The organism is Mesorhizobium sp. M0904 (assembly GCF_040319475.1).
Lineage (GTDB): Bacteria > Pseudomonadota > Alphaproteobacteria > Rhizobiales > Rhizobiaceae > Mesorhizobium.
Genome location: NZ_JAMYOC010000012.1, coordinates 65,403 through 78,686 on the forward strand (window position 1 = coordinate 65,403; position 13,284 = coordinate 78,686).

A 13,284-nucleotide genomic window follows, 5' to 3' on the forward strand; every position below is an offset into this window, starting at 1 on the left:
CGCGCCGTGGCAACGTCAAACGCATAGCCTCTTTGCCAACCCGCCGGCGCTTCACAAAGCCGCGACCCGCCGCGCCGTGTCCGGCTCAAGGCGCTGGTCCCGGATATCCAAACCAGCAGCCTCTGAAGAAACGATCTGGCAAATCTGGCACATAGATTGTCAAATCTGCCAATTCTGACTTTTGCCGGCCGACCGTAGGTTCCGCCGCGCCGACGCGGTCGGGCCGGGCCCAGACTGTTGGCCTGGGATCATTTGTTATGGAGAACGGCATGAAAGCAATCGTATTTGACGCCATCGGTTCGCCGCGCGACGTGCTCTACATGGACGACCTGCCGATGCCGCGCATCGGCGACGGCGAGGTGCTGGTCAGGATGGTCTCGGCTTCGATCAATCCGGGCGACTTCCTGTTTATCCAGAACCTCTATCCCGAACCGAAGAAGCCGCATTTTCCCCGGCAGATCGCGGGAAACCACGGTGCCGGCATCGTCGAAGCCGTTGGCGCGAACGTCTTGCTGGAACCGGGCACGCTTGTCGCGTTCAGCTATTATGGCAGCTGGGCCGAGTACGCGGCCATTCCCGCCGAATGGCTGATCCCGTTACCTGCGGACTATCCGGTCGAACGCGCCGGGCAGATGGTGAACCCCATTACCGCGTGGGATCTGCTGACGGATTCCCGTGTCCGGCCCGGGCAGTGGCTGGCTGTCACGGCCGGCTATTCGTCGATTTCAACAATGGTGATGCAGTTCGCCCAACGACGCGGCATCAACGTCATCGCGCTTGTGCGGCGCTCGCACCAGAGCTTCGACCTGAAGACGCTTGGCGCCTCTGCCATTCTTGACCTTTCGGACTTGAAGGCAAGTATCCGGGAAGCGGTGATGGATATCACCGGCGGCGCCGGATTGAACGGGATTGTCGACAATGTCGGCGGACCTGTCAGCGGCGAATTGATCCGCACCCTGGCGCTCGGCGGGCAGATGGTGATCAATGGCGGAATGAGTGCTGAGCGCTTCGAACTGCACAATTTCGATGTGCTGCTGAGCGGCGTCGAAATCAGGGCAAATATCTATCGCTACTTCTTTTCGCCGCCTGCCGAAGCCGACCGGCCTGTCCTACGCGAGATCATCGACATCTTTGGCCAGCCGGGCTTCCACGTTCCTGTCGGCGGTCTCCACGCGCTGACCGAGTTCAAGCTTGCGGTGGCAAACAGCCTGGATCGCGCCGATCTTGGTAAACAGATTTTCAGGATGTAGCCCGCGTCACGACACCGAAAACATCATGGTAACGCGATAAAAGGCGCTATGTCGTGATCCGTCTCGTCACGTCTTCCAGCCAATGATCGCTTATACCCAGTGCTTCGAGGTGCTCCAGCGTACTGAGCACGTAATCCTCATTCCTCCCCGACTGGCCGACGGCGCCGCGAACGACGGCCGCCGCCTCGGCCGGGTCGAGCGCACCGGCATATTGCTCATGGCTGCGGTCCACGACATAGGCGATGGCTTCGACCGTCCGGCTCCCATCCGTTTCACTCTTGTCGAGGCGAACACTGAGCACACGTTCGAGATAGACGTTGGTGACCAGCTCGCGTTCGCGCAGATAGGTGATGACCTCGTTGCGCAGCTCGCCTGGGACCCGGAACGCCAGCCCGATGCAGGAGCCGCCGCGGTCGAGTCCGAGCACCAGGCCCGGCCGTTCGCGCGTGCCGCGATGCACGAAAGAATAGACGCAGAGCGAACGGCGGTAGCCATGCAGGCGGGCACGCCGCGTCTCGACATGCGCGAATCCCGGCCGCCAGATCAGTGAGCCGTAGCCAAAAACCCAAAAATCGCCCATATCGCCAAGCCTGATTGTAACGAACCACTCCACCGGTGGTGTTTCAGTCCGTCTACCTGTTGTTGCCGCAAGCGACAGCCCGCCCGTGCCACCGCGTTAACGAAAGCCGCAGCATGACGTCAAGTGACGAGCGCCAGCCGCCCAGCCAGCGTCGCCGCCTGTTGTGGCTTGCCGCTTTCATTCTCGTGCTGTTCGGCATCTACAGCGCGGGCTGGTTCTACCTGGCGGATCTGGTCGAGAGCGCCGCCGACAAGGCGGTCGCCGATCTCGATGACAAGGGCGTCAAGGCCGACTGTGCCAATCTCGCGGTCAGCGGCTATCCCTTCAGCTTCACCCTTTCCTGCGACAGTCTGGCTTACGAGGACGACAGCCGCAACGTCGCGGCCTCGACAGGCAAGATCAACGCCGCCACCCAGATCACGCGGCTTCTGTCGCCTGCCGCCGAGCTTAGGGGGCCACTCAGGACCTCCGTTCCCGGCATGACCCCGCTCTGGATCGACTGGGATGATCTGCGGGCCGACATGAAGCTGTCCTGGCCGCTGCCGAGACGCCTCTCGCTGCAGGCAGAAGGCCTGTCCGGCCAGACCGATCCCGCAGACGATACCGATCCCGTCTCGCTGTTCAGCGCCGGAACTGCCAGCGGGCAATTGCGCCCAAACGGCCCGGACATCGACTATGCCGGCAATTTCACCGATCTCGAAATCGACGCGGCGGCCATCGACGGGCGCGTCTTGCCGCCGCTCGATGGCAGCGGCGATGTGACGCTGAAGAACGGCGTGATGCTGATCATGGCAAACCCGAAGAGCCTGCGCGGCCTCGCGGCCGAAATCCACGAGCTCGATCTGTCGTCCGGAACTGCGCGCATCACCGTTTCCGGACCGCTGTCGGTCGATGACGGCGGTCTCATAAATGCCGATCTGACGATCAAGCTCAATGATCCAAAGGCCGTGGCGGCGATCCTTGCCACCGCCATCCCCGAGCAGAAGAAAGAGATCCAAACCGGCTTTGCCGGACTGGCGCTGCTCGGCAACCAGCCGTCGATGCCGCTGAAGATCGTCAGGGGCAAGGCCTCGCTCGGCTTCATCCCGCTCGGCAAGATCAAGCCGCTTGACTAGGCGGTCGGGACTGCGATCGGCCTGCCGCGGCTTATCCCTTCGGCGGGTGTTCGACTGCCTGGCGACCGAAATCCGGTACGTCGATGTCCTGGCCGGCCTCGATGATCGAGCGGCGGACGGCGCGGGTGCGGGTGAACAGGTCGAACAGCTTTTCGCCGTCGCCCCAGCGGATCGCCCGCTGCAGCGAGGACAGATCTTCCGAGAATCGCGCCAGCATTTCGAGGATGGCGTCCTTGTTGTGCAGGCAGACGTCACGCCACATGGTCGGGTCGGACGCCGCGAGACGGGTGAAGTCGCGAAAGCCGGAAGCCGAGTATTTGATGACCTCGGACTTGGTCACCGACTCCAGATCGTCGGCGGTACCGACGATGTTATAGGCGATGATGTGCGGCAGGTGCGAAACGATGGCCAGCGTCATGTCGTGATGCTGCGGGTCCATCGTGTCGATGTTGGAGCCGCAGCGGCGCCAGAATTCCGAGAGCCTTTCCAGTGCCGCGGGATCGGTGCCGGGCAGCGGCGTGAAGATGCACCAGCGGTTCTCGAACAGTTCGGCAAAACCGGCATCTGGTCCCGACTTTTCGGTGCCGGCCAAAGGATGGCCGGGAATGAAGTGCACGCCATCAGGCACATGCGGCTGCATCTGCGCGATCACCGATGCCTTGGTCGAGCCGACATCGGTAAGGATGGCGCCCTTCTTCAGCGTCGGCGCGATTTCCGCGGCGACGGTACCCGAAGAGCCGACCGGCACCGAAACGACGACCAGATCGGCATCGCGAACCGCCTCTTTCGCATCCGTCGTGTAGGTGTCGCCGAGGGCGAGTAGGCTCGCCCGCGCCAGCGTCGCTTCGCTGCGCGTCGAAATCGCGACTTGGCCGGCGAGCCCCTCACGGCGGATGACGCGGGCCAGCGACGAGCCGATCAGGCCGATGCCGACCAGCGCGATCTTTTCGAACATCGGTGAGGTCATGGTGTTCTAGCTTTTCAGGAATGTCGCGAGTGCGGCGACAACGCCGCGGTTGGCCTCTTCGGTGCCGATGCTCATGCGCAGCGCGTTCGGAAAACCGTAGCCGGAAACGCGCCGCAATATGTAGCCGCGCGCACTGAGGTAGTCGTCGGCGGCCGCCGCCGAATGCTTTTTGTCCTCGGGAAAGTGGATAAGGATGAAATTGCCGACGCTCGGTGTCACCCGCAGCCCAAGCCCGCTTAGTTGCTCGGTCAGCCATGCCAGCCAGGTCTCGTTATGCGCCACGCTGCGCTCGATATGGACGCGGTCGCGGATCGCTGCGATGCCGGCCTCGATTGCCGTCGCATTGACGTTGAAGGGTCCCCGCACGCGGTTGATCGCGTCGATGACGTGCATTGGCGCATACATCCAGCCGATCCGCGCCCCGCCCAGGCCCAATTTGGAGAAAGTGCGGGTCATGACCACGTTTTCCGCGCTGCCCACCAACTCGACGCCGGCTTCATAATCGTTGCGCCGGACATATTCGGCGTAAGCTGCATCCAGCACCAGAAGCACGTTTCGCGGCAGGCCGGCATGCAGGCGGCGCACCTCCTGGAACGGCACGTAGGTGCCGGTTGGATTGTTGGGATTGGCAAGGAAGATGATCCTGGTACGCGGCGTCACCGCGGCAAGAATTGCATCGACATCGGCGCGTTCATCGGTCTCCTTGACCGTTACCGGGACGGCACCGGCCGATTGTATGTAGATCTTGTAGACCATGAAGCCGTGTTCGGTGATGATCGCTTCGTCGCCGGGTGCGAGGTAGGTCTGCGCCAGCAGGCCCAGAATCTCGTCGGAGCCGTTGGAACAGACGATGTTCGCCGGGTTGAGCCCGTGCACCTCGGCGATCGCTTCCCTCAGGCGCCTGGCGCTGCCGTCGGGATAGACCGCGAGCTTGTCTGCGACCGCGCGCGCGGCCTCTATCGCCTTTGGCGAAGGGCCGAGTGGGTTCTCATTCGACGACAATTTGTGGACCTTGGCGACACCTTCAGGCGCCGTGCTCTTGCCGGGCACATAGGCTTCGATATCCATGATGCCGGCGCGGGGCCTTGGACGTGTCTGATCCGGTATCTGGCTCATTCCATGAAATCCGTCGAGAGTGCCTCCATCCGGAGGCCGCAGCGGAAATACAAGCCGTGGCCCGGAATGTCGAGGGGCGGCAATTCGGGATCAAGAACTTGCCGTTGACGAAGCCATGCGTCGGTCCTAGAAGAGCAGCGAAAGTTCCGTGGTGATTTGGCCGGTCGGCTTGCAGCCACGTTAAACAACTTGCTAAAGGGCCGCTTGCATCTTGTAACCGGCTTTGCGAAGGCATGGCCGGTTTTTTGTTGCCCTGGCTGGTTGTTGCCCGGACCGGCGGTGGACAACTGAAGGCCGGGCAAGGAGATGTGATGGTCGCTTTGCGCGCGCGAAAAACCAACAACGAGGCCGACCAGCCGTCGAGCCCGGTGTTGCGTTTCGGCGCCGACAAGCCGCTCAAGCTCGACGCCGGCACGCTGCTGTCGCCCTTCCAGATTGCCTACCAGACCTATGGCACGCTCAACGACGCGCGCTCCAACGCCATCCTCGTCTGCCATGCGCTGACCGGCGACCAGCATGTCGCCAACACCAATCCGGTGACCGGCAAGCCAGGCTGGTGGGAAGTGCTGATCGGCCCCGGCAAGATCATCGACACCGATCGTTTCTTCGTCATCTCGTCCAACGTCATCGGCGGCTGTCTCGGCTCCACCGGCCCCGCCTCGACCAATCCCGCCACCGCCAAGCCCTACGGGCTCGACCTGCCGATCATCACCATCCGCGACATGGTGCGCGCGCAGCTGATGCTGGTCGAGCATTTCGGTATCGAACAGCTGTTCAGCGTGCTGGGCGGCTCGATGGGCGGCATGCAGGTGCTGCAATGGGCCTCGAGCTATCCCGAGCGCGTCTTCTCGGCGCTGCCGATCGCCACCGGCGCCCGCCATTCTTCGCAGAACATCGCTTTCCACGAGGTCGGCAGGCAGGCAGTGATGGCCGACCCGGACTGGCATGGCGGCAAATACTTCGAGCACGGCAAGCGGCCGGAAAAGGGGCTGGCGGTGGCGCGCATGGCCGCTCACATCACCTATCTGTCGGAAGCAGCGCTGCACCGCAAGTTCGGCCGCAACCTTCAGGATCGCGAAGCCCTGACCTTCGGCTTCGATGCCGACTTCCAGATCGAGAGCTACCTGCGCCATCAGGGCATGACCTTCGTCGATCGCTTCGATGCCAACTCCTATCTCTACATGACCCGGGCGATGGACTATTTCGATCTCGCCGCCGACCATGGCGGCCGGTTGGCCGATGCCTTCGCCGGCACCAAGACGCGCTTCTGCCTGGTTTCGTTCACCAGCGATTGGCTGTTCCCGACCGAGGAAAGCCGCTCGGTCGTGCACGCGCTGAACGCGGCCGGCGCCTCGGTCTCGTTCGTCGAGATCGAGACCGACCGCGGCCACGACGCCTTCCTGCTCGACGAACCGGAACTGTTCGCCGCCATCAAAGGCTTCATCGCCTCGGCGGCGCGGGCGAGAGGGCTCGGCGCATGACCCCGAAAAGTTCCGGATTGTTCGGATCAGGACCATGCGCCAGGCAAGTGACGAGCCCATGAGCGTCAACCGCGCCCAGCGCGTCGACCTCGAGGTCATCGCCGATCTCATCCCGCCGCAGTCGCGGGTGCTAGACGTCGGTTCCGGCGACGGCCTGCTGCTCGAATTGCTGCAGGCGACCAAGAAGGTCGACGGTCGCGGGCTGGAACTGTCGCAGCGCGGCGTCAACGAATGCGTGGCGCGCGGCCTGTCGGTCATCCAGGGCGATGCCGATAAGGATCTCCAATTCTATCCCGATAAGGGCTTCGACTTCGTCGTTTTGTCGCAGACCTTGCAGGCGACCCGCAATCCGAAATTGGTGCTCGACGAACTGCTCAGGATCGGCAACCGCGCTATCGTCTCATTCCCAAATTTTGGTCACTGGCGGGTGCGCTTTTCGCTACTGTTCAACGGCCGCATGCCGGTGACCAAGGACCTGCCCTATTCCTGGTATGACACCCCCAACATCCATTTCTGCACCATTCGCGATTTCGTCAATCTGTGCGACGAGCTTGGCGCGACGGTGGAAAAGGCGACCGCGCTCGACGCCAATGGCCAGCGGATCGGCTTCTCGATGCCGTGGTGGTTCTGGAATTTTTTCGGCCAGCAGGCGGTGTTTCTGCTGAAACGATAAGAGCCAATCGTCGCGGATCGTCCCCTTATTCGAGAACGTCGGTGGCCTTGTGCGGGTGCTGGACGCCATCGACCAGGACCACGTCGGACTGAGAATTCTCGGTGCGCAGCGGCAAGATCTCCTGATAGGCGGGCGAGCGGTACCATGCACGCACCTGCTGCATGTCTGGAAATTCGATCATGACGAGGTGGCCCGGCCAGGTGTTTTCAACGACTTCCACCTCGCTGCCATGCACGATGAAGCGCCCGCCAAACGGCTCCAGCGTGGCATCGATCTTGTGCAGGTACTCGACGATCTGCGGCCCCGGCGTGACCTGGCGCATATGCGCGACGGCGTAGGCGGTCATGGCTGTACTCCCTGGTGGTCGAAGCCGGACAACCGGCTTGATGGGAGCAGTTTGCCGAGACCTTGCACGCTGGTAATGACACTGAATACAAAACCGACGCGCCTCTGCCGTTGCTGCTCCGAACAGGGCCGTGCGCGAGCCCTGCTGTCACCTGAAAAATATTTCCGCCTGGCGCCGATGATTTCCGCACGCCTGCGCTGTCCTTATCGATGAGCGCGCCTGGATGGTCCGGCGGCCGGGAGCAGAGAGGTGATCCATGGGATCGTTGCAAGGTCAGAATGTTGTAGTCGTCGGAGGCAGCCGCGGGGTCGGCCGCTCCATCGCGGAGGCCGCCCTCAAGGAGAGAGCGACGGTGCTGGCCGTGGCCCGCGGAAAACAGGCCCTGGCGCAATTTGCCTGGGAGGTCTCGGGCGTGAAGACGCTCGTGGTCGATGCGACGGTGGACTCCGCCCCCGATAAGGTCTTCGCCGCGCTGGAACCGGACGTGCTGGTAATCTGCGCAGGCGCGCTGGCCCCTTCCGCGCCGCTGCACGAACAGAACTGGAAGGCGTTCTCCGCAAATTGGGACACGGACGTCAAGGCATCGTTCCTGTTTTGCCGGGCCGCTCTGCGGCGTCCGCTCAAGCCGGGAACCCGTATCGTTCTGATCTCCAGTGGCGCGGCCTTGACCGGCGGGCCACCCAATACCGGCGGCTATGCCGGCGCAAAACGCATGCAGATGTTCCTGGCCGGTCATAGCCAGAAGGAAGCCGACCGGCTCGGCCTCGGCCTTCGCTTCATGGCGCTCGCGCCGATGCGCATCATGCCGGAAACCGGCGTGGGCAAGGCCGGCGTCGACAGCGTCGCTGCCTATATGGGCATCCAGCCGGCGGACTTCATCGCCGCCATGACGGACATGCAAACCCCGGCCGACGTCGGACGGGCGGTGGTCGCGCTCGCCACCGGCCAGCCGCAAGGCAGTTCCTTCATGGTGAGCGGGAGCGGGCTTGCACCGGCCGCTTGAGGCGCGCGTAATGCAACGCTCACTCGTAACCGCACAGCCCGCATGACAGACGCTCAACCACCTCTGGAACCAGCAGGCCAGCCGATCCTCGATCGGCTGGCCTTCGAGAAGGTCACGGCCGTCCATCGCCGCGAGCTCAAGCTGCATTGCTATCGCATGATGGGTTCGCTGCACGAGGCCGACGACCTCGTCCAGGACACGTTGCTTCGCGCCTGGCGCGCCAGGTCGGAGTTCGACGGGCGGGGTTCGGTTCGCGGTTGGCTCTACATGATCGCGACCAACGCTTGCCTCAACGCCATCAATGCGAGGTCGAGGGCGCGTCGCATTCTCCGGGAACTCGGACGGCCGCCCTCGCACGGGGCGGCCGTAGGCGGGCCCGTAGCCGACATCGCCTGGCTGGAGCCCTACCCCGACGCCGAGCTTCCAGACATTGCCGGCAGCGAGCCAGGTCCGGAAGCTCGTTACGAGAGCCGCGAGGCCGTCCAGCTCGCCTTCGTCGCCGCGATCCAGGATCTGCCGCCCAGGCAGCGCGCCGCGCTGCTGCTTGCCGACGTCCTGGGATGGTCGGCTGTTGAGACGGCGCGTTTGCTGGGTGGATCGACGGCTTCGATCAACAGTGCGTTGCAGCGGGCCCGTGCAACGCTGGCGGCGCGCTATCCTCAGGGACGGCCGGCCAGCCGATCACGACCCAGCCCCGAAGAAGGCCTGCTGCTCGAACGCTACATGCAGGCCTGGCAGGCCGCCAATCTCGACAGCTTGATCGAGCTGCTGCGTGAGGACGCCATCTATACAATGCCGCCTTGGCGCGAATGGTATCAAGGCCGCGAAGCGATCCGCGGTTTCTTCGAGACCGTCTGGCCGAGGTTTGGCGGCTTCCGCACGCTGGCCACCCGGGCCAATGCCCAGCCGGCGGTCGGGGTTTATTCCCGCAGCCACGATGGCCCTGAATGGCGGGCCCATTCCCTGCACGTGTTCGACGCAGCCGAGGGCGGGATCGCTTCCTTGACGATCTTCATAGGACCGCTCGGGCCATCTCTGTTCCCGGCCTTCGGCCTGCCACCAGCCTAACCTGCCCCTGGGCTAGCCTTATCGGTCGAGTTCCGGGAAATATGGGTCCGAGAAAAACCGCCGGTCGCGCTCGCCTTGCAGGCAGTCGATCGGTGTGTCGATGCGGATCGTCCTCGGATCCACCTTGGGATACTCGATGCCGCTGACCTCGAGGATCAGTTTGCGGCGAGTGGCGGTGGCGAATTCGGAAGCAGCATAGATCGGTAGCACGAACGAGCCAGGCCCGCCGGTGACGCATTCGGCATAATACCGGTCGAGATGGCTGAAGGTGGGTGACGGGCTGATCAGGATCGGCAGCCCGTTGATGACGATGCCCTTCGCCAGCGCCGCATCGCGTGCCGTCGTGACCGGCAAGCCGGTGTTGTTTGGGCCGTCGCCCGAGACGTCGATGACGCGACGTTTGCCGGTGAAGGCCGTGCCGTTGAAAAGCTCGACGCCGAAAGCCACTGCGCCGGAAATCGAGGTGCCGCGAAAGCTTCTGAACGGGCGGGCCGCGATCTTGTCGGCGAAAGCGTTGGCGCTCTCCTTGCTGTCGACGACCTGCCAGGCAATGACCGCATCGTCGCGGATGGTGCCGGCCCATTCGAAATAGGCGATGGCGATGCGGCCGGAGGTGCCGGCACGCACGGCGTTGATGAAGTCGGGATGGCGCAGCGCCGCGACATAGCCGGCGCGCTGCAGGGCAAACTCCCTTTCATCCATCGACTGCGAGATGTCGACGGCCAGCACCAGCTCGACATCGACGGCAAGTGCATTGGCCGGCGCGGCCACGGGTGCCGCCGGGGCGCAGGCAAGGCAGGCGAGCAGGGCGAAAGCGTCAAGCATGGCCGATCGGAACGTTCCCATCTGAACGATCGCGACAGTTTTTCGCCGCGATCGCGGCGAAATAAAGCTTGGTTTCTATTTCTTTCGGCCAGCCGAGGCGATGGCCGGGGGCGGTTCGATGGCCCCTGCCCTGATACGGGCCGGCTTGAGGGCCGGTTGGCCGGCATCCTTGACGATGGTCAACGCCCGCCGGAAGAAGCGGCCATTGTGCTGGCCGCGGCCGATATTGAGGATCGCGGCGTCGGGAATGCGCTTCTCCAGCATCGACAGCACTTGCCTCAGCGTCGGGCCGTCGAACGCGTCCAGCGCCTCGTCGATAATCACCCATTTCGGCCGTCGCAAGGCGAGCCTGGCAAAGGCCAGCAGACGCTGCTCGTCGTCGCTGAGCTCACGCTCCCAGCGCGCCGACCGATCGAGCGAGGACGACAGGCGCTGCAGCCCGACATCGGCCAGCACCTCCGAGATCTCGGCATCGGCCGCCTCCGCCGCGCCGTCTGCATGGTTGAGCACCTCGCGCAGCCTGCCGAGCGGGAAATAGGGGGTGCGCGGAACAAAGATCGGCGCTTCTCCGGCCGGCATGCCGATCCGTCCGCTGCCCCACGGCCACAGACCGGCAATGGCCCGGAAGAACAGCGTCTTGCCGGCGCCCGGATCTCCGGTGATCATGACCCGGTCGCCGGCGCGGATTTCGACATGCGGCTCGGCAAGCTTGGTGCATCCCTCGGGCGAGGCGATCTCGAGTTTCTCGAAGGTCAGGCTGCCGTCCGGGTTTTCGCCGAACGAAATGCGCCTTTCCGTATCGTGCAGCGCGTCGGTGTCGCCAAGCGCGATGCGGAAGTCGGCGACCCGCATCAGCGTGGCGCGCCAATCGGCGATGCCGCCGATATTGTTGATGAACCAGCGCAGCGAGGAATGAACCTGGTTGAAAGCGCCGACTGCCATCATCAAGCCGCCAAAGCTGATATCGCCGGCGAAATAGACCGGTGAGGCGACCAGGATCGGCGCAACGACTGTGATCCAGCCGTAGGTGTCGGTAACCCAGGAAAGATTGATCTGGGCGCTGTAGATGCGCCGCATGGCGCCCAGCACCATGCCGAGATCGAATTCGAGCCGGCGTCTGGCATCGGCCTCGCCATGCGCCAGCGCGATGGCATCGACATTCTCGTTGACGCGAACCACCGAGGAGCGCAGCTCCGCTTCACGCGTATAGCGATCGTTGTTGAAGCGGATCAGCGGCCGCCCGACCAACCAGCTCAACCAGGAGGCGGTGCCGGCATAAAGGATCGCCGCCCAGACCATGTAACCGGGTATGGCCAGCGAATGGCTGCCTATGTGGAAGACGAAGCCGGAAGACAGCGACCACAAGACGCCGACGAATGAGGCAAGCAGGATGCAGGACTGCAGCAGGCCGATGCCGAGGCCGGTGGAAAGATCCGAGAGATGCGCGACATCCTGCTGCAGGCGCTGGTCGGGATTGACGCCGATGGCGCCGGCATGGGCCAGCCGGAAGGCGCGCGCCGGCCGCATCCACTCGCCGATCAGATCGAGCGTCAGCGCCTCGCGCAGCTTCAGGCGGATCATCTGGTCGAGCCAGGTCTGGCCCACGTTAAACAGAAGCAGCCCGCCGGCTATTGCCGCAAAGACCAGAAGCTGATGCAGGAAGGCCTGCATGTCGCGCCGCGCCAGCGCGTCGAAGAACGGTTGGTTCCAGCGGTTGAGCAGAACCTGCCCGACGGAGGTTGCGACAATGACGGCGACGATGCCGATTGCGGCCCAAAACAATTGTTTTCGCACTGGCGAGGTGGTCAGCGCTATCTTGATTGTTGCCAGCTGCTCACGCAGGCTGCTGGCTTCGATCGACGCGGCAAGCTTCTGGGCGCTGGCCTCGACATCCGGATGATCAGCCATGAGTGAATCCTTGCATTCGGAAGCGGTGCTGAAGCCCGGTCATAGAAATCGCCGGTCATAGAACCGATTGCGTATGCCTTCAATCGGGCAGCGAACCCGTCCGCGACAGATAGGTGAGAAAAAGCCTGCGTCGGATCACGAACGCGTCATCTTGGCGGCGCCGGACGTTTGGCCCGCGACAGTCCGGCCAAGCGTCGGCGCGCCATGCGGCGAGAGAACCGGCACGAAGACGCGGCGGGACGCGCGCTGGGCAACCGGCACGCCTTGATAAAGCCGCTTCTGCGCCTCGACGACGATAACGCCCGAAAAGATCGGCCAGAAGCGCCGGCCGGCGCGTTCCAGCACATTGTGAAACTGCATCATGAAACGTCGCGGCGACGGCGGGAAGAACAGCGCATCGGACCATGCCGCCGGCGTGAAATTCGCTTCGCGCAGCAATTCAGTGAGCTGGCCGCGCGAGAACGGCCGGCCATTGCCGAAAGGCGTATGCTCGAAGCGCGCCCAGACGCCGCGCCGGTTGGGCACAACGATGACGACACGGCCGGCCGGCGACAGCACCCGCCAGATCTCGTTCAGCGTCTCGCGCGGGTTCTCGACATGTTCGAGCGAATGGACGAGCAGCATGCGGTCGATGCAGGAATCGACCAGCGGCAGTTCCTCGTCGAACACCAGCGCGGTCGCCGTCGGCCCCGTCGCCGGCCAGACCACCGCGCCCTGTGTTGCCGGCATGAAGGCAAAGACACGCTCGGCATCGCTGCCGAAGCGTTCCAGCCACGGCAAGGTATAGCCGAGACCGACCAGCCGCTCGTTGGGCACTACGGCCCATATCGAGGACAGCGCCATGGTGATCGAGCGTTCGGCCAGGCGGCCGAGCGTGGTCGAATAAAAAGAACGGAGATCGACAATGTCTGAATGCATGCGCGGAACGGTAGCTTCGAAGCAGTCCAAGTTC

13 protein-coding genes and 1 riboswitch are annotated in these 13,284 nt (G+C 63.7%); of the genes, 6 read left to right on the top strand and 7 right to left on the bottom strand.

The window, feature by feature from the left end; all coding sequences use genetic code 11:
• The first annotated feature begins 269 nt into the window (after positions 1-269).
• A complete protein-coding gene (locus tag NKH80_RS14530) occupies positions 270-1,250 on the top strand; it encodes a quinone oxidoreductase family protein (RefSeq protein WP_352751169.1) in 981 nt (326 codons plus the stop codon).
• Between the two features lie 46 nt (positions 1,251-1,296).
• On the opposite strand, the gene NKH80_RS14535 is transcribed toward NKH80_RS14530, so the two are convergent.
• Positions 1,297-1,830 carry a gamma-glutamylcyclotransferase gene (locus tag NKH80_RS14535; protein ID WP_352751171.1) on the bottom strand — a complete coding sequence of 178 codons (534 nt, stop codon included), beginning with the start codon at positions 1,828-1,830 and terminating at the stop codon, positions 1,297-1,299.
• Between the two features lie 113 nt (positions 1,831-1,943).
• Here NKH80_RS14535 and NKH80_RS14540 point away from each other — a divergent pair, with 113 nt between their 5' ends.
• Entirely contained in the window at positions 1,944-2,945 is a 1,002-nt protein-coding gene (locus NKH80_RS14540; protein ID WP_352751172.1) for a DUF2125 domain-containing protein, read from the top strand.
• A gap of 31 nt (positions 2,946-2,976) precedes the next feature.
• On the opposite strand, the gene NKH80_RS14545 is transcribed toward NKH80_RS14540, so the two are convergent.
• Together NKH80_RS14545 and hisC are read right to left on the bottom strand one after the other, a co-directional pair.
• Complete coding sequence (locus tag NKH80_RS14545) at positions 2,977-3,912, bottom strand: prephenate/arogenate dehydrogenase family protein (protein WP_352687385.1); 936 nt, start codon at positions 3,910-3,912, stop codon at positions 2,977-2,979.
• Positions 3,913-3,918: 6 nt separating this feature from the next.
• Positions 3,919-5,028 carry a histidinol-phosphate transaminase gene (hisC, locus tag NKH80_RS14550; RefSeq protein WP_352992120.1) on the bottom strand — a complete coding sequence of 370 codons (1,110 nt, stop codon included), beginning with the start codon at positions 5,026-5,028 and terminating at the stop codon, positions 3,919-3,921.
• A 138-nt stretch (positions 5,029-5,166) separates the two neighbouring features.
• Positions 5,167-5,244, top strand: a riboswitch (SAM riboswitch).
• Between the two features lie 95 nt (positions 5,245-5,339).
• Between hisC and metX the strand changes: the two genes are divergently transcribed.
• Together metX and metW are read left to right on the top strand one after the other, a co-directional pair.
• On the top strand, positions 5,340-6,509 hold the full coding sequence (metX, locus tag NKH80_RS14555; protein ID WP_292661143.1) for a homoserine O-acetyltransferase MetX: 1,170 nt from the start codon (positions 5,340-5,342) through the stop codon (positions 6,507-6,509).
• Positions 6,510-6,567: 58 nt separating this feature from the next.
• Positions 6,568-7,182 carry a methionine biosynthesis protein MetW gene (metW, locus tag NKH80_RS14560; RefSeq protein ID WP_352687412.1) on the top strand — a complete coding sequence of 205 codons (615 nt, stop codon included), beginning with the start codon at positions 6,568-6,570 and terminating at the stop codon, positions 7,180-7,182.
• A 25-nt stretch (positions 7,183-7,207) separates the two neighbouring features.
• On the opposite strand, the gene NKH80_RS14565 is transcribed toward metW, so the two are convergent.
• A complete protein-coding gene (locus NKH80_RS14565) occupies positions 7,208-7,528 on the bottom strand; it encodes a DUF1330 domain-containing protein (protein ID WP_352687381.1) in 321 nt (106 codons plus the stop codon).
• 256 nt (positions 7,529-7,784) lie between these two features.
• Between NKH80_RS14565 and NKH80_RS14570 the strand changes: the two genes are divergently transcribed.
• On the top strand, positions 7,785-8,531 hold the full coding sequence (locus NKH80_RS14570; RefSeq protein ID WP_352687379.1) for an SDR family NAD(P)-dependent oxidoreductase: 747 nt from the start codon (positions 7,785-7,787) through the stop codon (positions 8,529-8,531).
• Between the two features lie 42 nt (positions 8,532-8,573).
• On the top strand, positions 8,574-9,599 hold the full coding sequence (locus tag NKH80_RS14575; protein ID WP_352687377.1) for an RNA polymerase subunit sigma-70: 1,026 nt from the start codon (positions 8,574-8,576) through the stop codon (positions 9,597-9,599).
• 18 nt (positions 9,600-9,617) lie between these two features.
• Here NKH80_RS14575 and NKH80_RS14580 read toward each other — a convergent pair whose 3' ends face one another.
• The 3 genes from NKH80_RS14580 to NKH80_RS14590 form a co-directional block, all read right to left on the bottom strand.
• Positions 9,618-10,424, bottom strand: coding sequence for a DUF1194 domain-containing protein (locus NKH80_RS14580; RefSeq protein WP_352687375.1), 807 nt, complete (start codon positions 10,422-10,424; stop codon positions 9,618-9,620).
• A 75-nt stretch (positions 10,425-10,499) separates the two neighbouring features.
• Positions 10,500-12,332 carry an ABC transporter ATP-binding protein/permease gene (locus tag NKH80_RS14585; protein WP_352687374.1) on the bottom strand — a complete coding sequence of 611 codons (1,833 nt, stop codon included), beginning with the start codon at positions 12,330-12,332 and terminating at the stop codon, positions 10,500-10,502.
• A 135-nt stretch (positions 12,333-12,467) separates the two neighbouring features.
• Entirely contained in the window at positions 12,468-13,250 is a 783-nt protein-coding gene (locus NKH80_RS14590) for a class I SAM-dependent methyltransferase (protein WP_352687372.1), read from the bottom strand.
• Positions 13,251-13,284: the final 34 nt, after the last annotated feature.